General features: G+C 34.4%; 21 protein-coding genes and 1 pseudogene. 11 read left to right on the top strand and 11 right to left on the bottom strand.

What is annotated here, in order from left to right:
- Positions 1-318: 318 nt before the first annotated feature.
- From CXF59_RS05425 to CXF59_RS05375, 8 genes and pseudogenes are all read left to right on the top strand, one after another.
- Positions 319-1,047 (top strand): annotated as a pseudogene (locus CXF59_RS05425) (class I fructose-bisphosphate aldolase).
- A gap of 181 nt (positions 1,048-1,228) precedes the next feature.
- The gene (locus CXF59_RS05420; RefSeq protein ID WP_101136837.1) at positions 1,229-1,702 is read left to right on the top strand and encodes a nuclear transport factor 2 family protein; all 474 of its coding nucleotides are present in this window, start codon (positions 1,229-1,231) and stop codon (positions 1,700-1,702) included.
- The gene (locus tag CXF59_RS05415) at positions 1,699-2,145 is read left to right on the top strand and encodes a DUF1572 family protein (RefSeq protein WP_101136836.1); all 447 of its coding nucleotides are present in this window, start codon (positions 1,699-1,701) and stop codon (positions 2,143-2,145) included. Before CXF59_RS05420 ends, CXF59_RS05415 begins: the two co-directional genes overlap by 4 nt.
- 843 nt (positions 2,146-2,988) lie before the next feature.
- The gene (locus CXF59_RS05405; RefSeq protein ID WP_101136834.1) at positions 2,989-4,734 is read left to right on the top strand and encodes an APC family permease; all 1,746 of its coding nucleotides are present in this window, start codon (positions 2,989-2,991) and stop codon (positions 4,732-4,734) included.
- Between the two features lie 59 nt (positions 4,735-4,793).
- Entirely contained in the window at positions 4,794-5,603 is an 810-nt protein-coding gene (locus tag CXF59_RS05400) for a mechanosensitive ion channel family protein (RefSeq protein ID WP_101136832.1), read from the top strand.
- Positions 5,604-6,241: 638 nt separating this feature from the next.
- Positions 6,242-6,502 carry a hypothetical protein gene (locus tag CXF59_RS05390; protein ID WP_101136830.1) on the top strand — a complete coding sequence of 87 codons (261 nt, stop codon included), beginning with the start codon at positions 6,242-6,244 and terminating at the stop codon, positions 6,500-6,502.
- A gap of 843 nt (positions 6,503-7,345) precedes the next feature.
- Entirely contained in the window at positions 7,346-9,079 is a 1,734-nt protein-coding gene (locus tag CXF59_RS05380) for a PAS domain-containing sensor histidine kinase (RefSeq protein WP_101136826.1), read from the top strand.
- A 348-nt stretch (positions 9,080-9,427) separates the two neighbouring features.
- Positions 9,428-10,246: a transporter gene (locus CXF59_RS05375; protein WP_101136824.1), complete on the top strand. Its 819-nt coding sequence runs from the start codon at positions 9,428-9,430 to the stop codon at positions 10,244-10,246.
- 104 nt (positions 10,247-10,350) lie between these two features.
- Here CXF59_RS05375 and CXF59_RS05370 read toward each other — a convergent pair whose 3' ends face one another.
- From CXF59_RS05370 to CXF59_RS05335, 8 genes are all read right to left on the bottom strand, one after another.
- On the bottom strand, positions 10,351-11,403 hold the full coding sequence (locus CXF59_RS05370; protein ID WP_101136822.1) for an o-succinylbenzoate synthase: 1,053 nt from the start codon (positions 11,401-11,403) through the stop codon (positions 10,351-10,353).
- A gap of 274 nt (positions 11,404-11,677) precedes the next feature.
- Positions 11,678-12,880, bottom strand: coding sequence for a tetratricopeptide repeat protein (locus tag CXF59_RS05365; protein ID WP_232758688.1), 1,203 nt, complete (start codon positions 12,878-12,880; stop codon positions 11,678-11,680).
- Positions 12,881-12,967: 87 nt separating this feature from the next.
- Positions 12,968-13,645 (bottom strand): metal-dependent hydrolase, encoded by a 678-nt coding sequence (locus CXF59_RS05360; protein WP_101136820.1) that lies wholly within the window; start codon positions 13,643-13,645, stop codon positions 12,968-12,970.
- 11 nt (positions 13,646-13,656) lie between these two features.
- Positions 13,657-14,607 carry a 1,4-dihydroxy-2-naphthoate octaprenyltransferase gene (menA, locus tag CXF59_RS05355; RefSeq protein WP_101136818.1) on the bottom strand — a complete coding sequence of 317 codons (951 nt, stop codon included), beginning with the start codon at positions 14,605-14,607 and terminating at the stop codon, positions 13,657-13,659.
- Positions 14,608-14,655: 48 nt separating this feature from the next.
- Positions 14,656-16,158 carry a PH domain-containing protein gene (locus CXF59_RS05350; protein WP_101136816.1) on the bottom strand — a complete coding sequence of 501 codons (1,503 nt, stop codon included), beginning with the start codon at positions 16,156-16,158 and terminating at the stop codon, positions 14,656-14,658.
- Positions 16,159-16,674, bottom strand: coding sequence for a PH domain-containing protein (locus CXF59_RS05345; protein ID WP_101136814.1), 516 nt, complete (start codon positions 16,672-16,674; stop codon positions 16,159-16,161).
- A 267-nt stretch (positions 16,675-16,941) separates the two neighbouring features.
- Positions 16,942-17,772 carry a 1,4-dihydroxy-2-naphthoyl-CoA synthase gene (locus CXF59_RS05340; RefSeq protein ID WP_101136812.1) on the bottom strand — a complete coding sequence of 277 codons (831 nt, stop codon included), beginning with the start codon at positions 17,770-17,772 and terminating at the stop codon, positions 16,942-16,944.
- Positions 17,773-18,497: 725 nt separating this feature from the next.
- Complete coding sequence (locus CXF59_RS05335; protein ID WP_101136810.1) at positions 18,498-19,352, bottom strand: S1 RNA-binding domain-containing protein; 855 nt, start codon at positions 19,350-19,352, stop codon at positions 18,498-18,500.
- 335 nt (positions 19,353-19,687) lie between these two features.
- Between CXF59_RS05335 and CXF59_RS05330 the strand changes: the two genes are divergently transcribed.
- Complete coding sequence (locus CXF59_RS05330; protein ID WP_101136808.1) at positions 19,688-21,040, top strand: M20/M25/M40 family metallo-hydrolase; 1,353 nt, start codon at positions 19,688-19,690, stop codon at positions 21,038-21,040.
- A gap of 537 nt (positions 21,041-21,577) precedes the next feature.
- Entirely contained in the window at positions 21,578-21,712 is a 135-nt protein-coding gene (locus tag CXF59_RS15550) for a hypothetical protein (protein WP_255416299.1), read from the top strand.
- 138 nt (positions 21,713-21,850) lie between these two features.
- On the opposite strand, the gene CXF59_RS05325 is transcribed toward CXF59_RS15550, so the two are convergent.
- Together CXF59_RS05325 and menD are read right to left on the bottom strand one after the other, a co-directional pair.
- Complete coding sequence (locus CXF59_RS05325) at positions 21,851-22,192, bottom strand: DUF2853 family protein (protein WP_101136806.1); 342 nt, start codon at positions 22,190-22,192, stop codon at positions 21,851-21,853.
- A 95-nt stretch (positions 22,193-22,287) separates the two neighbouring features.
- Entirely contained in the window at positions 22,288-23,949 is a 1,662-nt protein-coding gene (gene menD, locus CXF59_RS05320; RefSeq protein WP_101136804.1) for a 2-succinyl-5-enolpyruvyl-6-hydroxy-3-cyclohexene-1-carboxylic-acid synthase, read from the bottom strand.
- 98 nt (positions 23,950-24,047) lie between these two features.
- Between menD and CXF59_RS05315 the strand changes: the two genes are divergently transcribed.
- Positions 24,048-24,545 carry a GNAT family N-acetyltransferase gene (locus tag CXF59_RS05315; protein WP_101136802.1) on the top strand — a complete coding sequence of 166 codons (498 nt, stop codon included), beginning with the start codon at positions 24,048-24,050 and terminating at the stop codon, positions 24,543-24,545.
- A gap of 56 nt (positions 24,546-24,601) precedes the next feature.
- Here CXF59_RS05315 and CXF59_RS05310 read toward each other — a convergent pair whose 3' ends face one another.
- Complete coding sequence (locus CXF59_RS05310) at positions 24,602-25,189, bottom strand: glutathione peroxidase (protein WP_101136801.1); 588 nt, start codon at positions 25,187-25,189, stop codon at positions 24,602-24,604.
- Between the last annotated feature and the right edge of the window lie 112 nt (positions 25,190-25,301).

Below are 25,301 nucleotides of genomic sequence, written 5' to 3'. Positions count from 1 at the left end.
ATATATTTTTGAACAACTAAATGTTATATCACTTAAAAGCAATTTAAAATGGAAGGTATAGACCGGTTGCTGGAATTATTAGGTCCCGAAAAAAAAATGTTAAACCATGTGTGCAAAACTCTTACTAAAGACCAAATTCATTTACCCCATCCAAATCTTACAGAGTCTTTCTTACAAAGCAACTGGAATGGATAAACTTTCAGAAGCTTAACTCAGCTTTAAAACTATGGTCGGTTGGGCGGTACAGGATGCCTCTCGTTTTTACCACTAGACTAAAGTATTGGACATGCTGCCGGGAGTTCATATTCTCCAAAACCCATGTACTTTGATTCTGAAATTATAGTGAAATTAGCTCTCGACGCAGGGTGCAATGCTATCGCTTCAACGTTGCGCGGTTTAGCCCTGTTTTCAAGAAAATATACCAATAAGATTCCGTTTGTAGTGAAACTTAATCACAACGAATTACTGACTTTTCCCAAAAAATACGACCACATAGTGCTTGGGAGTGTAAAAGAACCCTGAAATATGGGAGCTGTAGCTGTAGGTGCGACCGTATATTTTGGGTAGGCCGAATCAGATCGGCAAACTATAGAAGTTTGAAGAGCGTTTCAAAAGGCTCATAGTTTGGAAATGGTGACTATTCTATGGTGCTATTCGAGAAATAATGAATTTTTAAAAGACAATGTTGATTACAATTCAGCGGCAGACATAGCGGGTCAAGCCAATTATTTGGGCGTATCATTACAGGTAGATATTATTAAACAAAAATCACCAACAAGTAAAGTCGGATTTACCGCAATTGGGTTTGCAGAAACTGATCCTCTAACGTATACTAAATTATCTAGTGACGATACTATAGACTTATGCAGATGTCAGGTGCTGAATTGCTATGTTGGACGTCTAGCTATGTTAAATACCGGAGGGGAATCAAAAGGGGAAAGCAATTTTAAACAGGCAAGAAAAACTGCTGTTGTAAATAAACGTACCGGCGGATCAGGTATAATTATGAGGCATAAGCTTCTCAGCGTCCTCTTGACGATAGAGTGAAAAATTATAAAAGCGTTGCAATAATATATCTAGCAAAAGAAATTTGTATTGCTTAATACAAGTAAACTAAGATTCGAAAATTAAAATTTTACATAAGTAAAATAGTATATTTTTTATATCTTTAAAAAATATACTATTTTAATCGAGCAATTCTTAATTTTCACTATCATTTTTTATCAATATGACTGAAAACGAAAAAACCATCACTAAATTTTACGAAGCTTTTGCCAATGGCGATGCTTCAAAAATGCGTAAATGCTATCATCCTAATATTGAATTTAGAGACCCCATCTTCGGTTCTTTGAAAGGAAATGATGTATGTCAAATGTGGGAGATGTTGATTGCACGAAGTAATGCAAATATAAAAATTAAACTTTCAAATGTAAAATCCAATGACTACCATGGGGTAGCACTTTGGGTAGCCACTTATAATTTCAGTAAAAACAAGAGAACCGTTGTTAATAGCATCAGAGCAGAATTCTTTTTCCAAGACGGCCTAATTAGGAGACATACAGATGATTTTGATATCTATAGATGGTCAAAACAGGCTTTAGGACTTACTGGGTATCTGTTCGGATGGACCGGTTTTATGCAAAATAAAATACATACAAACGCACTGAGTTTGCTCAAAAAGTATCAAAAAACCAATTTATGATAGTTCAAGCTTTAAAAACGATTTTTAAGAGAGATTTGAATCGGTTGATACAAGAAATTGAATTATATCAAAGTGAAAGTCAGATTTGGACGATTCAGAAAGGAATAACTAACTCTGCCGGGAATCTTTGTTTGCATTTAGTGGGGAATCTCAATACCTATATTGGTAATACATATGGAAATATCAACTATTTAAGAAATCGAGAATTTGAATTTTCGTTAAAAGATATTCCAAGAACGGAACTAATTCGCAAAATTGAAGAAACCATTATAGTGGTGGACCATGCACTCGATAACCTATCTGAAAAGGAATTGAGAATGGAATTTCCTCTTTTAGTTTTTGAAACAAAAACTTCAACTGAATTCATGTTGATTCACCTCGCTACTCACCTAACATTTCATCTGGGACAAATAAATTACCATAGACGACTGTTGGAAGAATAAACCATACTATTAACTACTACCAAGTGTCTTTTTTCTCTCTTCATATTCTGCTGTTTATAGTTCCTCCGTTTGCATATCTTCTTTTTAAAATATCCAGGGGTGATTCACTTTCAGAAGGTTTGCTTTTATTAGAACTATGAAGAATACGATATAAAAAAAAGACACAAAACAGCACTAAGGAAACCCATATAAGCACATTACACCCATATTCCACTAATTATCGTGATGCATCCTGTTTTCTTTTGTTATGTTTATTTGTTCAGTCAGTGTTTTTATATAGGTGATCCGTTGCCCTATTATTTCCTAATTTCAGGCAGTCCTGAATATATTTATTACTGACGCCGCTTCTCCCCAAGCGTAAAAAATAATATATTGCATTCAATACTTGCAATTCACTACATATATTGTCGGAAACATTTGATTTTTATCTATCATCATTGCTGCTACTTTATTTTGCGTCAAATGCCGTAAATAGGGTTCGTTTTGGAAAATACCCCACTGATTACATAAAAAATGTCTTTTTGTCGTGGGTTCTTTAACATCGCTTCAACCGTTTACCTTCATATATTTATTTTGAAACAAATCAATACTATTATCATTGTGAAAAAATAATTAACTTTTATGACCCTGACCAAGTCACTATTTTTAATAGCTACTACTAACACACTTAAAGATAAAAAATTACAAATTAAAAAAACAGTTAATTAACTAAAAACCAACTAGTTTAATATCTGATAAAGGCTCCATCGATATTATACCGGAAGGAATCACTTTTCTTATTTGGGATTTTATCACAAATGAGTATATTGCGGAGCAAATTGAGATAAATCCAAATAATATACAATGAAAAAAGTATTGCATAAAAAATTAAATGAGTTACAAGCGACCGCTATTTGCGGAAATGATATTAGTTCTTCGTGCTTGTATGTTTCAGCTCTTACTATTATGTATGCTGGGCAGTACGCGTGGATTTCATTATTATTTGTAGCCGTTGTTTTATTTTTATTCAGAAAAATATACGGTGAAGTTGTTGGTGCGATTCCTCTTAATGGTGGAGCATATAATGTATTGCTAAATACCTCTTCTAAGAAGCTGGCTTCCGTTGCCGCGACATTGACGGTATTATCCTATATGGCGACCGCGGTAATCTCAGCATCTGAAGGAATGCATTACCTGCATGGTATTATTCCTGGGATAGATATAACTATCACAACAGTGATTGTATTATTGGCGTTTACCGGTTTGGCAATTTTAGGCATCGGAGAATCAGCATTTGTGGCGGTAATTATTTTTATTATTCATTTAGCCACTCTTAGTTTATTAGTCTTTGCGTCATCTTGGTTTCTTTTTACTCATGGCTTACAAACTTTTCATATAAACTGGAGTCTTCCAGTCACTTCAGGAGGTATAGTCAATGCGCTTTTCTTAGGTTTTTCTGCTGCGATGTTAGGAATTTCTGGTTTTGAAAGCTCCTCGAATTTTGTTGAAGAACAAGAGCAAGGGGTATTTCCAAAAACACTACGAAACATGTGGGCCATTGTCAGTTTTTTTAATCCAATGATAGCTTTGCTATTAATTTGTATTATTCCGTTAGCTGAAGTTGGTGAGCATAAAGAATCGTTACTTGCTTTTTTAGGACAAACAACAGGCGGATCATGGCTAGCTTATCTTATTTCAATTGATGCAGTTTTAGTTCTATGTGGAGCTGTTTTAACCTCATTTGTAGGGGTTTCGGGTTTATTGAATCGTATGACATTAGACAGAATATTACCAAATTACTTTTTAAAACAAAACAAAAGAGGATCAAATTATAGAATTATCATCAGTTTTCTAATATTATGTGTTTCCGTGCTATTTGTTACTGGAGGGGACCTTATTGCTTTAGCTGGAGTATATACCTTCTCTTTCTTAGCAGTAATGGGCTTATTTGGTATTGGAAATTTATTATTAAAATTCAAACGTAAAAAATTACCAAGACCCGAAAAAGCAAGAGGAATCGCAGTGGTTACAGCGGTTATATTAGTGATTGTCGCCTTTGTGGGTAATGTACAATTAAACGTGGACTCGTTCTACACTTTTATCAAATACCTGATTCCTTCGTTACTTTTTATAGGAATCATGTTAGGTAGATCTTTTCTGATCCAAGTGATGATTGACGCCTTAGAGTATTTTTACAAACCAATGCGTAAAATGGTGATTTTCAGCAATCGTTATTTAATGAAAATGAATTTAAAAATAAACTCACAAGAGTTTGTGTTTTTCACCAAAGGTGATGATGTTGCTATTCTAAATAAAGTGATGCAATATGTACAAAATAATGAGTCTACTAAAAAATTAAAAATAGTCAACGTCAAACGGGAAGGATCAGAGTCAAATGATTCACTCATAATCGATCTAAAAGTTCTAGATCGCGCTTATCCAGAAATTGCTATTGAGTTCATTGAACTCGAAGGTGTTTTTGGACCTGAAATCATCGATGAACTATCAAAAAAATGGAATATCCCGAAGAATTTCATGTTTATTGGTTCTCCTGGAGATCGCTTTTCCTATAGAGTTGCTGAATTAGGCGGCGTTCGATTAATAATGTAACTTTAGTCGTCAGCATTAAAAGCATCTAAACAGCAAAAGCCTATAAAAATATAAAATACATGAAAAAATTAATCGACTATTCCCTTTTTCAAATTGGAGATTTTGACTTTAAAATTATTGGTATTATAAAGCTCATTGTTTTTATATTCGTTGTCCTGCTTTTCTTAAAAATTATCAGAAAAACCATTTATAGAGTCGATAAAATTGATTTAGCCAAAAAATACTCCATCTATAGCTTAGTCAGATATTTAATTATTCTAGTTTCAATCGTTGCCGGGTTACAATTATTCGGTTTTAATTTATCCGTCCTTGTAGCAGGGTCAGCTGCCCTTTTGGTGGGGGTTGGTTTGGGGTTACAAAATCTTTTTAGTGATTTTATTTCCGGAATCTTACTGCTGCTAGACTCCTCCGTAAAAGTAAATGATGTTATTGAATTAAACGAAATGGTTTGTGTTGTTCAAGAGATTAATTTACGTACGACCACCGTGCTGACTAGAGATGACAAGTACATTATTTTACCTAACACTGATTTGACAAGAAATCAATTAATTAACTGGACCCACAGTGATCTTGCGTCTCGATTTGAAGTAACAGTGGGCGTCGATTACTCTTCAGATGTAAAACAGGTAATGCAAGTATTAAAAAAAGCCGTAGATAGTCAAAACCACGTTTTAAAACAGCCAAGTCCATTTGTTCGTTTTACCGATTTTGGGGATTCATCATTGAATTTCTCAATAATTTTTTGGTCGGAAGAATTGTTTCGCGTTGAAAATATCAAGAGCGAGATGAGAATAAAAATATTTGAATTGTTTAAAGACAACAATATCACCATTCCTTTCCCACAGCGCGTTGTTCACATTAATAAATAAAAAATGGAAGAGCAAATTTACGAATACCTCTAAAACCTAACAGTTGGTAAAATTGTAAGCTTTCTTATTGGCATCACAGAAATTTGATGTTAATAAATGCCATTCATAAAAAATATTTTTTCTAATATTAAAGACAATAATAATCGATAGAAGGCTGAGAAATTCATTAGTTTCAATGTTTGTTTTTTAACAATACCTCTTTTAACCATTATATCGAGCGATAGACTTGGAAACTTAACTGTTGCTTTAGGGTTTACAAGTGCAGGTATTGATTTTGCCCTTCAAGAAGTGAACACCTCATTTGCAGGATTTTTAGTCATTATGTTGGGGAGATTTTACAACACTAAGAATTGCGTTAAACTTGGCGTAATTAAGGGCATAAATATTGGCGTATTAAGGACTACCATAATGGAAACGGGACAATGGGTTGACGGCGATTTGTATAACCGCCGAATTGTATTGATTGCAAATAGTTATGTTTTTAAGGAACCGGTATTTAATTATTCAGCTGATTTTTTTTTTATGAGATGAAATTAAAATTCCTATTCAATATGGTAGTGATTATGATAAAGCCGGAGAAATAGCCCTAAGAGCTGGAATTGAAGTGGCAAGAGACTTGACAATTAAGTCCAAACAAAATGGATCTCCCTACAAAACAAATACCGTTTGAAGACGCCAAAACAGCGCCAATGATCACATTAGTGGCAAACGATAATTGGGCAGAATACACCCTTCGATATGTGGTGGGATCTAAAAAAATAAGAACTACAAAATCAGAATTGTTTACTAAAATATTAAGTAAAATTGAAACTACAAACGGAGCCCTAAAGTTGGCATCGGCAACATTCAAATTGATGGAGGCACTTGATTTTAAGGTTAATGTTAAAAAAAAATGGTAATCTTTCCTGTTTTTTCAATACTAATCCTGTTGTCAGCAGGATTTTCTTATCTCAATTATAGGATTTTAAAGTGACCAACTGCCATAGGCTTCAAACTGATTGCGAGTATAGATAACTATCATGCCGACTTTTTAAATGACATTGGCAATTGTGATGGGAGGCTATAATTTAGCTCATTACCTTCATCTTTCGAATCCTCTTGCTATGGTTGCAGCGGGATTAGTTACCGAAAATTAAAGTGAAATCAGAGGAATTTCGGACGTTACAGCAGAATTTGCCGATAAATTTTGAGAACCAATTAATGAAATTTTAAATGCAGTTTTGTTTGTTTTAATCGGTTTAGAGCTATTCCTTATCCAAATCAATCAAAAAATATTATTTGCCGCTGTTATCCTATTATTTATCACCTTGATCGCCCGATATATTTCGATATACACCACCTCTAGCACCGTAAGACACATATAGGAAATCAGTCTGAAAAACACTCCTAATTTTAACTTGGAATGGCTTAAGAGCTGAAATTTGATAGCGCTTGCATCAGCTATTGACCCCAAATTATTGAAGACATTTGGGTCACCATCACCTATATAATTGTTTACTTCTAAATATTTGGACAAGGAATGACCACAGGACCATTTGCAAAAAAATGCAATAAATTAGACCTCATTTTATTTTAAAATAAGTATTGTTGAAAACTAACTATAAAAAAGATACTGTTTTTAATTTTTATAGTTATAATTCATTACATTTATACACCCATAATCTACTACATACTAGACTTATATATTTTTAAAAATTGTACGGCATACATTTATGTGTATTCCTAAATTTAATTTATGAGAAATGGATTATAGGAGTTTAAATACCACTAAAATCATCCCCGATTTTTATAAGCTACAGCAAGATTACAATTCATTGAAGGAACAGTTTGATACAATAATCGACAAAAATCAAATTAATGAAAATCAAATTGATAACATTAATGAAAAGCTCACCGTATCTTTAGAAAACATGTCCGATGCATTTGTTGCAATAGACAATGATTGGAAATATACTTTTGTAAACCAGAAAGCAGCTCTAATGTTTGGAAAACAACCAGAAGACCTCATTGGTAAAAATGCATGGGTTATATTTCCGGACGCCATTGATACACCATACTATAGAGTGTACTATAAAGCGATGAAATCCAAAAAAGAAGTCGTTTTTGAAGATTATTATGTACCATGGGATCGCTGGTTTGAAAATCGTGTAATACCCAGTAACGAAGGTCTCGTTATCTTTTTTCAGGATATCACAGAGCGAAAATTAGCTGAAAAAACTTTACTAGACCTGAACACGAAATTAGAGATTCGAAATAGAGAACTGTACGAGAGTATTATTCAAATACAAAAAATTAATACCGAACTAATTTACGCAAAAGAAAAAGCAGAAGAGGGTGACCACTTAAAATCTTCTTTTTTGGCAAACATGAGTCATGAAATCAGGACACCAATGAACGGTATTTTAGGCTTTACCGAGCTCCTAAAGGAACCAAAACTAACCGGCGAAGAGCAACGGCAATATATTAATGTTATTGAAAAGAGCGGCAATAGAATGCTTAATATCATAAATGATATCGTTAGTATTTCAAAAATCGAATCTGGACAAATGAATTTATCCTATAAAGAAACTTCAATTAATGACCAAATTGAATCTATTTGTAAAGTTTTTAAAGTTGAAGCCAAAGGAAAAAATATTGAACTTAAAATAAACAATACTTTAAGCGCAGCAGACAATTTAATAAGCACAGATGAAGAAAAAGTCTACGCTATATTATCGCATTTGCTTTCAAACGCATTAAAATTCACAGATGATGGATTCATTGAGGTAGGATGTTTTAGAAACAACAATTCTATCACTTTTTATGTAAAGGACTCAGGTATCGGCATTGATTCGAATAAAATAGATGTGATTTTTGAACGGTTCAGACAAGTAGATGATTCATTGAACAGGAATTATGATGGTGCTGGATTGGGTTTGTATATTTCTAAATCTTACACAGAGCTATTAGGCGGCAAAATCTGGGCAGAAAACAATTTAGATAAAGGCGCTGTATTTTATTTTAAAATCCCGATCATTAAAAACAATGTAACTGATAAAGAAGTCCAAATTCCATCAGTAACAATTCCTTATGAAACGCAAAAATTGAAAATACTTGTCGCAGAAGATGACAGTATCTCGTTAAAATTTATTTCTAAAATTTTAAAAATATTTGGAGAAAATCTATTGATCGCTAGAAATGGATTTGAAGCGGTAAATATATGTAAAAAGAATCCTGATATCGATATCATTCTAATGGACATTCAAATGCCTATTATGAATGGATATGAAGCGATTAAAAAAATAAGAGAATTTAACGAAGACGTAATAATAATTACACAAAGTGCATTCGTATTTACTGACGAAGCTGAAAAAGCGATTAAAGTTGGTGGTAATGGGTACATTTCGAAACCTATTGATAAAAAACAATTAATTGACCATATTAATAAGCAAATAATTACTTCGAGAAGAAAATCGCGAACTATGAATATTTCATAATCTCAGTTAAAATGAACTTTTAATACATGTCTTTTTTATCTCAAAGTTACCCTTGAGATACGTAATAGGATACTTTAAATTATTGGTGTCAAGGGCGTCGGTATTGAGGCATCTCCTATGATCTATATTCGATATAGACATTTGGCTTATTGTTACCTATGCAATCGTGGTTTCACAATTATAGTGGAAAGACTGACCAGAAGGACCATTTACAAGGCAAGTGCGCCCAAGGTACACTTTGGAATCAATTCCATCTACAACGTTCTAAAACCGTTTTTAATCAAAAATGGTTTTTTTCTATTATTCGTCAGGAATACTAATTTTTCCGTCTAAATAATAAAAGCGTTTATGAGAACTTATATTTTACTTTTATTTGTTGCTATTTCAGCTCAATTTATACATGCTCAAAGCCCGTGGACAAAAGAAAAAGGAAAAGCATATGTCCAGCTAGGAGTTTCAGGACTCTTTTACAATAAAGCACAAATAGATGGAACAAACACTACGCTTTCGGCTAATTATACTGATATTACTACACAAATATATAGTGAATATGGTTTGTCTGATAATTTAGAAGCTTTACTTATTATTCCAATGAAATTAGCTAGTTTCGATTCGGCTGCAACCAATACATCTGGAAATATTTCTGGTTTAGGGAATCTAACTTTTGGACTAAAATATAAAATTCTTGACCAAAAATGGAAAATAAGCACTGGATTACAATATCAAGCAAACACTTCTAAAAACGAGGTAAATAACGGTTTGAGTACAGATTTTAACGCCAATACTTTCATTCCTTATTTAAGCGCAGGAACCAGTACTGAGAAGTGGTATTATTTTGGAAATATCGGTTATGGTTATATGACAAATAATTACTCTGATTATCTAAAGTTTACTAGCGAAGTTGGCTATCACATCTTTCCGAAAGGGCTACTTATACTCGCTTTAGACACTAAAAACCCTATTGTAAACGAAAGTGCATTTAAAAACAACTCCTCAAAATGGCCTTCTTATTTAGACCGCCAAACGTATAACGCCGTTGGTTTAAAGTTTAATTATGAGTTTTCTCAGAACAAATACGGAGCAAATATTGCCGCATTTGGTGCTTTCGGAAATGACAACGCACCACTTGCTCCATCAATTAATCTTGCCCTCTACGCTAAATTATAAGTCGTTTTGCAAATAGTAAACAGTGATTATTTTTCATAAAAAAAAAGGATTTTAACACAAAATTAAAACCGTTTTTTTGTAAATTTTACCGACAATAAAAAGGGTTACAAAATTGATAATTCCTCAAAATTAAATTGCCATTCATTTGCTTTTTTATACCAAAGTTGTCCTTGAGATACGTCAAGAGGACAGTCAAAATTATTGGTATAAAGAGCTCCTGTACCGAGTCCTTGAGGCATTAAATTATGCTGTAAAAAGGTCCATTGAGCAATGGCATTCAATCCAATATTGCTCTCCAAAGCAGACGTAATCCACCAGCCTATCTGATGCTTTTTAGCCAATAAAATCCATTCTTGCGTTCCTCGAAAACCGCCTATAAAACTAGGTTTCAAAATGATGTACTGAGGCCTTATTTTCTGCAATAACAGTTCTTTTTCCTGTATTGTAAACACACCAATGAGTTCCTCGTCGAGAGCTATGGGCAAAGGAGTCGTTTTACACAAGTCTGACATCCTGTCAGTATTATTTTTTTGTATTGGCTGCTCTATACTATGAATCTTAAATTCAGATAGTTGCACTATTTTATCTAAAGCTGTATCTAAACCGAAAGCGCCGTTAGCATCTACCCTAATTTCAACCTGTTCCGGAGTAAAATGTTGTCTAATATACCGTAATAACCCCAGTTCTTTATCAAAATCTATTGCCCCAATCTTAAGCTTCACACAAGCAAATCCTTGCGCTAATTTTTCTTCTATTTGTTGCTTCATAAAAGCGGCTTCACCCATCCAAACGAGACCATTGATTAGGATTGATTTCACCCCCTCTGTGAACTCAGAAGGAAACAATAAAAAAGGGGTTTCGCTTTGCAGGGACAGGAACGCCATTTCAACTCCAAACTGTATCGAAGGAAACTCTATTAGCGCTTCCCAAAGTTGGTCTTTTCCCAGATCGATATTAGCACAAGTCCATTGCAATTTTTCTTCATAATCCGGCCGGTCATCGACACTCAATCCTCTCAAAATTCCGCACTCGCCTATCCCCTTCTTTCCGTCTTTTTCAAGTACCAAAAACCAGGTTTCTTTTTCGGTCATAACGCCTCGGGAAGTTCCTGAAGGAAGTTTAAATTGGAGGCTGTATTTGTGGTAGGTTGCTTTCATATGTATTTTAGCCACTAAGGGCACTACGGTTTTTGCAAGGCTCGCTAAGCTTTTTAAACTCTTCTCGACTGCGCTCGAATTAACAAATTAAATTATGGTTTTGGCTTCATTAAATAAGATAATCCAATTAATAAAACTCCGAAAAGATACAATACAAGAAATAAATAAATTGGCCATTCCTCATAAATATACATTTGGAAATTTAAAATTATTCCTATAAAAATAAAGACCAAACCTACTAATCGCATATAAATAGTTGTTTTTTTCATCTTTTTTAATTTACTAATAATTTTAAAACCCGCTCAAAGGCATCATTTTGAATCCCTGCCTTTTTAAAAATCGCAAAGTCTTGTTTTATTTTTTTAGTCCAGCTTATGCTGTCATTGACATTTTGGGATTGGTATTCCTTGTAAATGTATTTTGCATTTCTAAATTCATCATTGAGTAAATAGGCATGCGCCAAATTGAGCTTGACCAGTAACTCCGTATCGTCCAGCTTCTCGCCTTCTTTCAGGAATTTAATACCTTTGCCATATTGTTTAGTCATAATATAGGCAAAGCCAATAGTACTGTAATCAACGGCCGTTGGCTTCCCATCGCTTATTATACTTGCGTATACATCAATTACATGGCCATATTCACCTTTCTTGGCAAGATTTAATGCTTGAATACGCAAATCATTAAAGACTCCCTTAGAAACGCCGTTTTCATTAATGCAGCTTTCCCCATTGTCCTTATATACTTTGGCCTGTTCCATAGCGAGCAGATTCTGAAATTCCTGAAACTTATACTTTTTTTGAATTTTCTCTTCAATACAAATACAAAAATCATCAGAGTTTACCAGTTTCCGCGCCAATGCCGAAGTTTTGCACTGATTGATTACGAATTTTCTGTTTTCTAAAGTCCAACCTCTGCTTAATTTAGCATCTACCCAAGGTACTACTTCAAGAATGATTTTTTGCTTCATAATCCAATTAGAACTCTCGAAACCAAACCAAAGATTCCCGGAAGCATTATTCAGACAAGATGATTTATCGATTGACAGTCGTTTTGCGTCTTTGTTTAACGGCGTCTCTTGCGCTAAGCAGGCATCATCCATTTTACCACTTTTTTGATACGCTGATGCCAGTTCATTTGAGGAAAAAATAGCATACTTGCTTTTATCATCTCCTGAAATACGCGAAAGCAAGAAAACTGCACCTGCAGAGCCTTGGCTGATTCCCGTAGGATCCGGAATTGCTTTTAAAACCGAAATTAAACTACTTGCGATTTTCTGATTGTCATCCAAAAGGGTAATTCTGTAAATTAGTTCAGTAGTCCCAACAGGAAAATCGTCAGTTTTAATCACAATTCTGTCTCGCGCAGAAACAATGATTTCTTTAGTAGTAGCTCTATTTTTGTCCCAATAACCGTCTTGCTGAGCAAAAACGGACTGATTAAAAATGCTAACGAATAGCAGAAAAACGATTTTATTCACTGATGTATTTTGTGTTAACTATACGAAATTAGCCCGGAAGAGTAGGGCGCTGATCCCGACAGATATCGGGATAGCTCCTAAATCTTTTTATAATTCGATACTTTCCCCTATTTTTAGCAACATCAAATCTTTCCCTTTATCAGAAAACTTCTCAATTGCTTGCTTGTGATCAATTTCAATATAACCAAAAGTATCATAGTGGTAGCCCAATACTTTGTCACATTGAACAAAGTCTGAAGCCAAAATAGCATCCTCGATATCCATGGTGAAATTGTCACCTATAGGAAGGATTGCCAGATCCAGCTTGGTACGCATTGGAATCAACTTCATATCCATCGTCAGAGCAGTATCACCCGCGATATAGATATTTTTGTGTTCTCCCTCGATTACAAACCCACCCGGATTACCTCCGTTATTGCCGTCAGGAAAAGAACTCGAATGAATAGCGTTCACATATTTCACTTTCCCGAAATCAAAACTCCAGCTTCCGCCATGATTCATGGGGTGCGCCTGAAATCCTTTGGCGGCATAATAACCTGCAATCTCAGCATTTGAAACAATAACCGCATTAGTGCGCTTTGCAATGGCTTCTACATCTAGAATATGATCACCGTGAGCATGCGTCAACAAAATATAATCAGCCTTTAGCGTAGTAGTATCAATATTTTCTGCCAATGGATTAGCTGAGATAAATGGATCTACTAGAATGTGTTTCCCGCCTACTTCAATTCCGACAGAAGCATGCCCGTAAAATGTAATTTTCATATAGTTTAAGTTTAAGAATTATTAACAATTAAGTCAGAGAAGAAAAAGATCATGCACAAAGCAAGCAATACCGAAAGTGCAAATGTGCTTAACGCTAATTTTTTTAACTCAGGGTCCAATGCTTTAGGTTCTATGTTTTTATGTACATTAATTAAATGTTTAGTTAAAGGTATGTAAGCCAGTAAAAATAAGTACTGATCAAACTTAAAACTATTAACAAGGGCATAAATCACCACCAATGCCATAGCAAAAGTGACTAAAAAATAATGGTATAACTTTGCTTTTTTACCACCAATTTTAACTACCAAAGTATTCTTTCCCACTTTCCTGTCTGACGCTTCATCACGCATATTATTCAAATTCAAAACACCTACACTCAAAAAACCTATTGCCATAGCGGGTAAAAAGAGTGCGATATCGATTTGTTTTGAATACAAAAAATTCACTCCCAAAGTACTGACCAGCCCAAAAAATACAAATACAAATACATCTCCAAGTCCACGATATCCATAAGCTTTAGCTCCAATTGTGTAACGGATTGCCGCTAAGATCGCCAGTACACCCAACACCAAATAAAATAATGAATAGTATAGGTTCGTGTCCTCAAAGGCAAAATAAATCAACAATATGGCAGAAAGCAACGTAAGCAACGCTGTAATTATGATCGCTCCTTTCATTTCTTTTGGAGTAATTACGCCACTTTGAATCGCCCTTTTAGGCCCTACTCGATCCTCGTTATCTGTCCCTTTCACCCCGTCACCGTAATCATTGGCAAAATTGGATAAAATCTGTAATCCAAGCGTAGTTAAAATGGCAAAACCAAACACCCTCCAGTTAAACACTTCTGTTGGAGTAAGTATGTAGTCCGTTGGGTTTGCCAACGCATACATACTTCCCACAATTATACCAGAAACGGATAAGGGTAATGTTCTTATTCTTGCTGCTTCAATCCAATGTCTCATTTTATTTTTTATTTGATAAATTTATTTACTGTTATTTGGAAACCACAACTACATCCAATTGCTGTTAGAGGTTTCCATTTCGTACAACCAAAGATTGACATACTGTTTAATCGTGGTAAAATTCCCCAATTGAAAACTAATATTCCCTCCGGCCGTATGTATTATAATCGATCCGATATCGACACTTTTATGCCAAAACAATTGTGACGTTGTAATCGCTTGAATTTTAACCGGCTCTATGATTTCATTATCTACATCCCAAGCTCCACTTTGCTTAATGATAAAATTGTTATTAATAAACAATCGATTGTTTCTAAAACTAAAATAAACTATAATCCCTACAAACAGCACGTATAAAGGCAGCAAATAGGCATATTCCAACAATTGCTGGTGGAGGTAATTTGCAAAAACAAAAAACCCGGTTAAAGGTAATACTATTGACAGGAATACCGAAAAAACCAATTTACGAAAATTGGGTTTAAGAATCACTCCTTTTTCAGGTATGTTTTTAAACAATAATTTCAAAATTTCTTCATTTTCTTTTTCATTGCATCCCGGAATTTCAATTACCGACTTACGCTCCTCTTTTTCACCACTTGTCGCTTGCTTAATTTTTAGCTCCAGAATATTCATTTTCCTTTGAAAATAATTCCGGGTAACGGTAACTATCTGCACCTTCTCCGGTTTCAAAATAGTGCTTTTTGTGCTTAATAAACCAAAAGAAAGTAACAATGATCCATTTTGTCTGGTGATTTTATAATCAAAATACTTAAAAACAGTACGAACCAGATTGATAATCAATATAGAACACAACATCAGCATTATGATGATACCAACGGACTGTATCGCTAAGCTTCTATTTACATAAGCATCAATTTTCTTTTCGTCGAAATCAGATTGCTCGATGAAGTATCTGCTATTCTCATAAGCCGTGACAAAAAAGGCTAAAATTAAACCCAAACTCTTGACATAATTTGACGTAATCCCGACTTTCAACAAGCTCAGAAAACTAATTTTCATAAAAGGGCGCTCTTCAACTGTTGCAGAGATAAATGCCTCTTGCGATTCTAATGAGCCAATTTCCTTTTTTTCATTGTCCATTAGCCTTGCCTTTAAAGCTAAAGCCAATGGGTGTGAAATTGCTTTTATTCTTCCTTCCTTTTTGGCACTTCCAGCTGTGTCAACGTCCAGCGCATAAACCCCTATAATCCTTTGGATTAAGGACTGATTAATATCTACTTGTTGTATTCTATTCAGCTGAATAATCGTTTTTGTTTTGTTGAAAATTCCTTCGTTGATGATAAACTCTTCATTTTCATTGTCCAAATAAAAAGTAAAGTTCAGGTATTTCAAATAGGCGACAATTCCAATTATCAGCACAACCAACACTGTGCCCAAAAGTAAATATGCTTTATTGAGTTCGTCGAATTTAAAAATCCAAATCACCAATATTGGCCATAAACCACGCCCCCATTTTTGTACCGTATCAAAAAAAAGTATTAAAACCCCGATGGAGGATTGCCGTTGAGGCAGATGTAAAGTATCCTCCATTTACAGTTGTTTTTTAATTTTCCCCATCAACAGCTGTTTGATATTTTCAGCCTGCTCCTTTTTGATTCCCGGGATTTCAATATCACTTGAACTTCCTCCCGCCGTAAAAACTTCTATTTTTGCTAATCCAAAATACCTGGAAATAAATCCTTCATGTAAAGCTACGTGTTGCACTCTGTTATAAGGAATTACAATCGTATTTGTCGCTATAACCCCGTGCCTGAAAAGAACATCATGGGTCCTGAATGCAAACCCTTTTTTCTTAAAACTAATTCTCGATAATAACAAAACAAGAAAAAGAAAAAGAAAGTAAGCCGCTGAAATTCCAATCGCAAAAACCAGCAATCCCCTGTTGAAAAACAACAATACTCCAAGACCTACTCCCACTATTAAAAAAAAGAAAAATACATTTAGCAATGTCACTTTCCAATAATCGGAATCTAAAATAGAGAATTGTACTTCTTCAAATTTAGGAAGCTGTGTTGTATCGATAGTCTCGTTTGAAAAGTTCTCCATTTATTTTTTGTTTATAGTTTAACCCATTGGGTCTAATTCTCAAAAACCTCAGCTCAATTTATCCTGAACTTATTTTTGGAAGTATTTTTTTTCGCAATGACTTTTCGATATATTTCGCAAAAAAGCGTGAATCTCTAAGTGACGTGAAACAAAACTTATCGATATTCTTCACTACTCGAAATGACGTAATAGATAACAAATCATTTTTATCAAAAACTAATTGCAACCATCGAGTACAAGTTTAGTATTCCAAAAGTTTAAACGCTATTATGGCAACCATTTTTTCTCAAAATTTGGCTTACGCTTTTCAAGGAATGCATTTCTGCCTTCTTTGGCTTCTTCCGTCATATATGCTAATCGGGTGGCTTCACCAGCAAAAACCTGCTGTCCTACCATTCCGTCATCGGTTAAGTTCATCGCAAATTTCAGCATTTTGATAGCCATAGGTGATTTCCCTAATATCTCTTGTGCCCATTCATAAGCGGTATCTTCTAATTCAGCATGTGGAATAACTGCATTTACCATCCCCATATCCATTGCATCCTGAGCAGAGTAACTGCGACCTAAAAAGAAAATTTCACGTGCTTTTTTCTGCCCCACCATTTTAGCAAGGTAAGCCGAACCATAACCACCGTCAAAACTGGTCACATCAGCATCTGTTTGCTTAAAAATAGCGTTTTCTTTACTGGCCAGCGTCAAATCACAAACGACATGTAAACTATGACCGCCGCCTACAGCCCAACCAGGAACCACAGCAATTACTACCTTTGGCATAAAACGAATTAAACGTTGTACTTCTAGTATATTCAAACGATGTTGACCATCCTCTCCTACGTACCCCCGATGACCACGGGCATTTTGATCTCCACCACTGCAAAAAGAATAGACTCCATCTTTAGAAGAAGGACCTTCGGCAGACAGCAAAACAACCCCGATAGAAGTGTCTTCTTGCGCGTCATAAAACGCACTGTATAGCTCAGATGTAGTTTTGGGACGAAAGGCATTGCGCACATCGGGTCTGTTGAACGCTATTCTAGCGACCCCATTGCATTTTTTATAGGTGATATCTTCGTATTCTTTGACAGTGATCCAATCCATTATAATTGATTTAAATTATTTACGTGTAAAAATAAATCATTTTTTGCATTTTATGCTATTCAATTGGTGAAGCTTTGGAAATCCTTCTCTGATAAAATAGCCGCAAAGTGTTAAAGTTTAAGAAAAAACAGGTTATTAACAGTGGCCAACTACTATAATGACTAATTTTAGACCATGTTAATCAGCAGAATACGAATAAATAATCCTGATTTAGCATTTTAACTTCACTGATTTATTAACCTAAAAAAAGAATAATTTGAATGCGATTAAAAATTTTGTCGCTCCTTGTTCTAAGGTACTAAATTACACTACTAATTATCCTGCCTTGACAATCGAGCTAATGAGAAAATCATTTATCCGACCAGCAAAAAATAAAGAGTAACACCAACGGTTAAAAAAGAATTCTTTTCTCACTTACCATAATTGGACGAGAAGACTAATTTTAGAGAAAGAATCTTGCAATATATATACAAATCAATGGCTTTTTAATGTGAAATTGATTCTTAGCTGCTAAGTAAATGTTTGAACATTTAAAGACAAGTATTCATTGAAGTACTTTTATGCTTGAGTTAATATTATAGAATAGTGTTCATACTAAACTACTACTTACAAAAGCAATAAATTTACTATAAAATGAAATTGTAATTATTTTGGTGCCGTTTTATGTTTTATGAAATGACACTAAAGAGAGAAAGACTAACCCTTTTGGATTAGTCTTTCTTTTTTTATTCTTTTATCAGGTATATTCCGTCTTCTTTGATTTCGATTAGCTTTTCTCTATAAAGAGCACCAATCGCTTTCTTAAATGTCTTCTTACTCATTTTTAAAACGGTCTTGATATCTTCCGGATGTGAACTATCAGTCAGCCTTAAAAAACCACGACTTGCCCTTAGCTCATCAAGAATTATATCTGCATTAGGTTCGATACTCTGATATCCTTGTATCTGCAGCGAAACATCAATTTTATTATCAGGACGAATGTTTTTAATGTATCCTCTCATACGATCTCCCGTACGAATAGCATCATCATATACCTCGTCTTTATACAACAAACCTTTGTACTGCTCATTGATAATTACGTTGATTCCTATTTCTGTAATATGAGAAACGATCAGCTCTACTTCCTCCCCTTTTTCAACGGTAAGCTCTTCATTCTTTAGAAATTGATTCGTCTTACTTGAAGCAACTAAACGGTTTGTTTTATCATCCATATAAAGATAAACCAAATACCTTTTTCCTTTTTCCATCGGACGCGCCTGTTCTTTAAAAGGCACCAGAATGTCTTTTTCCATTCCCCAATCCATAAAAGCACCAATCTGATTGACATAATTCACACGCAAAAGCGCAAATTCGTTCAGTAAAATATAAGGCTCTAATGTGGTGGCAACTGGACGTTCTTCATGGTCTAAATAAACGAAAACAATAAGTTCCTCACCTATTTCAAATTCATTTGGAACATATTTATTGGGTAAAAGTATATCGTGTATTCCTTCAGGATCTGTTTCTGGCGTACCTAAAAACAAACCAACTTTGGTATCACGAAGTATCGTTAGTGTATTGTATTTTCCTATTTCAATCATTTTGTTGTATTTTCTAAAGCGCAAATGTACGAAGTTTGAAAATGGTAAACCCACCCCATATTACAATTACCTTGTAATTTCCTTTTTAGAAGCAAAAAAACAATCACTTACGAGAACGATTATTCCTGCTATCCGCAGTATCTTTTGCACTAAACCACGGCCCAAAAAGGATACTAACTCTTATCGGGGCTAAATTATAGCATTTCGTTTTCTACAAAACCAACAAAAAATTCCTTAAAAAGCACTTAAACAACTATTAAAATCAATTTTCTTGCCTATTAACTTTCTTTTTTTGCTTAATTTTAAAAATTCAAAATAAAAAATACCAAAATTAAATGAAACTACATACTATTTGTTCCCTTTTCGCATTCCTATTCTTTTCTCAAATTTGCTTTTCTCAAATTACTGTTGATGATCTCGAAATCAAAAAAATGATTACGGAAGTCAAGGCCGAAAGCCTTGAAAACACCGTAAAAAAACTTGTTTCTTTTGGAACTAGACACACCTTAAGCGATACAAAAAGCAAAACGCGTGGTATTGGTGCAGCGCAACAATGGGTAAAATCTGAATTTGATAAATACGCTTTAGAGTCAAATGGCAGACTTACATCTAAAATTGATTATTTTACCATAAAAGCAGACGGACGGCGCATTGCGGTTGACAGTCAGCTTGGAAATGTAATGGCAACCTTAAAAGGAACTGATTCCACTGATGATCGTGTACTAATTATCAGCGGACATCTCGACTCCAGAGTTACTGATGTAATGGACGCCAAATCTGATGCGCCAGGGGCTAATGACGATGGTTCAGGAGTAGCTGCTATGATGGAACTAGCTAAAATAATGAGTAAAAGATCTTTTCCTTACACAATCCATTTTGTGGCGGTAACGGGAGAAGAACAAGGATTGTATGGTTCAAGACATTTAGCAGAGCTTGCCAAAGAAGAAAACTGGAATATCGTGGCCATGCTAAATAATGATATGATAGGAAACAGCTTGTCCAGCGGAACAAACTTAAGAGACAATACTAAAGTTAGAGTCTTTAGCGAAGCAACTCCCTATTTAGAAACAGAGGAAGAAGGAAAAATGCGAAAGTTAACCAATAGAGATAACGACAGTCCTTCAAGACTACTAGCCCGTTACATAAAAACGACAACTGATCAATATGTAGATCAATTAGAGGTTAATCTAGTGTATAGAAACGATCGTTTTTTACGTGGTGGAGATCATACTCCTTTCAGTCAAAATGGATTTACCGCTATTCGTTTTTGTGAAATGAATGAAAACTATGACCACCAACACCAAGACTTAAGAACTGAAAACGCTATTAAATACGGTGATTTGCCTGAATTTATGGATTTTGAATACCTACGAAAAATAGCCGCATCAAATTTAGCCACATTGGCTAATTTAGCTTGGGCACCTAAAGCGCCAACAAATGTGGGGGTTGAAGTGAAAGACTTGACTAATTTCTCGACTTTGGTTTGGAAAGCAGCTGAAAATAAAAAAGTATACGGATACCAAATCCTTGTAAGAGAAACGTCAGCTACAAATTGGGAGATAACAGTATTTGTAACAGATAGTAAAGCTACAATTCCTTATTCTAAAGACAATTTTCATTTTGCTGTACAAGCAATAGATGAATTAGGACATGCCAGCTTGCCGGTTTTTCCAATACCGATTCGTTAAAACACCACCTAATTACACAAAAAAGAATTTTGTTGCATCTAATTTAAAAATCAAAATGAATTTAATTACTTTCAATTTATGCAACTAACTTGAAGTCTAATTGAAATATAGTTGTCCTGCGAATAGTCATCTGTTACTATTAGCTCTCAGGTAAATTTCGATATGCTTGTTTTCTCTTAAATTAGTTGAGCTGAGTTCTCTTGAAAACTTTGTCTAAATTTTGTGCACTTTTTTCATCGGTTAAAAATAAGATTTGTTGCTTAACTTTCTCTGATGATTATGTTAGCACGTCCATTCCTAAAGAATGGCACTAGATTAAAAATCTTGTCAGAAGCATTTGGAAGTTTTTCAAATCAAAATCGAATAATACTATAACTTTCAGAAGAAACGAAAGAAGAGAACATGTAAAATACAGCTGACTTGAAAGAAAAATTTCACTCAAAATTTAAAGACAATACTAATATTGTATTTTTGATGATAAACATGGATGATGGTATTGCCACTGGAGAGAAGTTTTCACAGAATAAGAATTTTTAATTGCTAATTTTCCAACCGGTATCAATCGATCCAAAAGAAATTTATTCGGGATCATTACCTACTACAATCGTTTTTGATAAATACGGAATAATGGGATTGCACCATGAGGGTTTCGCTAATTATGACGGAGAATAGTTTCTTATTCAGATAAAACAGTTGCTTGAAAAATAAATTGAGGACAGCTTAAAGACTGTCTTAATGTAATGTTATTCTATATGAGAAAGAACAAAAAAAGCGCCCATAAAGGCGCTTTTTATTATTTCCAAGAATCTGTTAGTTATAAACACTTTCTTTCTTAAAGTGCACCGCTAATAAATAATAGACTACTGCTCTGTATTTATGTGTATTGGATCGCCCGTATTTTTCAATTACCGAATCAATACCGGCATCTAAATTTGCTCCATCCGCTAAACCCAATTTCTTTATCAGAAAATTATTTTTTACCGTGTCTAATTCTGATTGCTGGGTTCCTGCCACTGTTGCGGCATCAGCATTATAAATAGAAGGGCCACAACCAATCGTAACTTTTGTTAGTAAGTCCATATTAGGGCTTACACCACATTTGTCTTTCAAATCAGCAGCATACTTTACAATTAATTCATCTCTTGCACTCATAAGTAATAATTTAAAATTAGTTAACTATCTTAAAATTAGCTAATTATTTAAACTAAAACTACTTTTTAAAGTAAAATTTAACTTTTTTACAGAAATCAGATTAACTCCTTAAAAAACTGCAACAAAATAGCATCATTTTCCAACGTTGGGGTAAAAACTTCCAGTATGCCTGGTCTTTCATTTTGACCGTACAAAGTCGCTAAACCGTTTGACAAACTCACTTCATCACTCGCAATGGTGTATTCAAATCCGTACATTTTAGCTAAATATTCTGCTGTTAAACAATGGGAAGTTTCAAAGAAGGTATTAAAAACAGGAGTTTCTTTATGACCAGGCAGGATTCTGAAAATTCCACCTCCGCCGTTATTTATCAAAATTATTTTAAAATTTTTTGGAATGTAATTGTTCCACAACGCATTGCTATCGTATAAAAACCCAATATCTCCCGTAATGAATACTGTTTGTTTTTCATTGGCTACAGCCGCACCAATAGCAGTTGAGGTGCTTCCGTCAATACCGCTTGTTCCTCGATTACAATAGACTTCTATGGAAGGATCTATTGCGATAAGCTGCGCATAGCGTATGGCCGAGCTGTTACTGATTTGTAATTGCGAGTTTTTGGGTAAACTAGGAATTACTTTTTCGAAAAACTTAAAATCTGAGAATGGAATTTTATCCAAGTAGATTTTACTTTTCAGTTCTCGCGATTTATTTATGAGGTCTAACTTCTTGAAGTAATCACTCTCTATTGACTTTGCCAGCGGTAAAAAGGCATCGAAAAACACATTAGGCTCCACTTCAAAATGCTTTGTCAATGCATTAAATGTATCATATGCACGTAACGAGTCGATATGCCAGTGGTGTTTTGGTTTGTATTTGCGTAAAAAAGCTTTTATACGCTTAGAAACAATCATTCCTCCAAAAGTGACTAATATTTCAGGACGAAAATCCTCAAACTCTTCGTTCGTAAAAGGAGTAATTAAAGTATCTATTGTATTTATAAATGTTGGATGATGCACGTTTGAAGTCGTTTCAGTTAAAACCACCACTGATCCGTCAGCAGCTAAAGCTTCAATTGTACTATCACTGATTCCTCCGGGCTCATTCACGCCCACTAAGACTAATTTTTTTGTGGCCCTATTCCAAATCGTCGCATACGGCACTACGTCATCTTGTGAAAGAGCCTGCGACTCTTTTGCGGAAGCAATAACTGTAACAGGTACAGAAAGTTCAGAAACCGTTTCGTATAGCGGCTCTTCAAAAGGAGCATTGACATGTACTGGTCCTTTTCGAGCAATTGAAATGTCGATTGCTTCATTTATTTTAGTATCATTTTCAACGGAAACCATCTCATTCAAATTGGCACTGTACAAAGAATGATTCGCGAATACATTCTCTTGTCGGATGGTTTGTCCATCGCCAATATCAATTTTACTTTGAGGCCGATCAGCAGAAATTACAATCAATGGAATTTGACTATAGAAAGCTTCAGCAATCGCAGGATAATAATTCAGTAATGCAGAACCAGATGTGCATACTAGCACTGCGGGTTGTTTTGTCTGCTGCGCAATCCCCATAGCAAAAAAAGCAGCGGCTCGTTCATCAGCAATGCTATAGCAAGTAAAAGCGGGATTGCCTACAAAACCTATCGTTAAAGGTGCATTTCGTGATCCTGGAGAAATTATTATAGTAGTAATCCCTTTGGCTAAACAAATTTCGATTATGCTTTGTGCTAAAGGTATTTTGGGGTAAATCATTATTTAAGTTTATGAGTAACAAAGATACAAAGTTGTACGCATTTTTCTATATTCTTAAATAGTTTTATTAAATTTGGAATCAAAATTCACAGATCAAAATGGAAATTAAAATTAGACCTTACAAGACTAAAGACACCCAAGCAATATTAGATGTCATCAACTATAATATCTTAAATTCAACTGCCTTATACGATTATAATATAAGAAGCTATGAACAGCAAAAGACAATGCTAGACGATAAAATTACCAAGGGATTCCCCGTGATCGTGGCTGAATTAGATGGTGTTGTAGTAGGTTTCGGAATGTACGGTGAATTCCGATTTAAAGAAGCTAATAAATATACTGTAGAACATTCTGTTTATGTGAATAATGATTTTCAAGGCAAAGGAATTGGAAAAATAGTACTTCAGGAATTAATTGTTTTAGCTAAAAACCAAGGATTGCATACGATGATCGGTGTTATTGACGCTGAAAATCAAAGTAGCGTAGTCTTTCACGAAAAATTTGGCTTCAAGACGGTAGGAACTATAAAAGAGTCTGCTTTTAAATTTGATCGCTGGTTGCATTCTGTTTTTATGCAGCTGATTTTAGAATAAAAAAAAAGCGATTTTCACAAATGAAAATCGCTTTTTTTTTATTCTAAAATTTAAAACTATGCTTTTATCCAATCAATAACAGATGTATCACTAGGAAGCATTTGAGGCGCTATCACTTTTTCTAATTCTCCATTTTCATTGATTAGGTATTTTTGAAAGTTCCAAGCCACATCTGAATCTTCTAATCCATTTTTAGATTTTTGGGTCAAGAATTGATACACTGCGCACATATCACCTCCTTTTACGGATACTTTGTCCATCATTGGGAAGGTAACACCATAATTTTGTTGGCAAAAAGAAGCAATCTCTTCATTAGTTCCCGGTTCTTGCGATCCAAAATTATTAGCTGGAAATCCAATGATCACGAAATTCTGATCTTTATATTCTTTGTAAATCGCTTCGAGATCTTTATACTGCGGTGTCAATCCACATTTTGAAGCAGTATTTACAATCATTACTTTCTTCCCTTTTAAAGTGGAGAAATCGAATGTATTACCCGATAAATCTTCAACCTTGAATTGATAAATATTTTGTTTTTCCATAGCTATTTCGGTTTTATTAGTGTCTATTTTTATGTTTTGTACCTTATCTCGACAACTGAAAAGAAGTGCGGCGCTACACGCTAACATCAATAGATTTTTCATCACTATTATTTTTTATAAAAATAGCCAATCCAAGAGTACTTTGATCCATTCTAGACCATTATTTTGATTGAACAAACGTTAAATAAAAAGGCCTGAAGCTAATATATTATTA

It is taken from the genome of Flavobacterium sp. ALD4, from assembly GCF_002836475.1.
Lineage (GTDB): Bacteria > Bacteroidota > Bacteroidia > Flavobacteriales > Flavobacteriaceae > Flavobacterium.
Note: the sequence above shows the minus strand (reverse complement) of the source record. Positions and strands in the feature narration are given on the sequence as shown.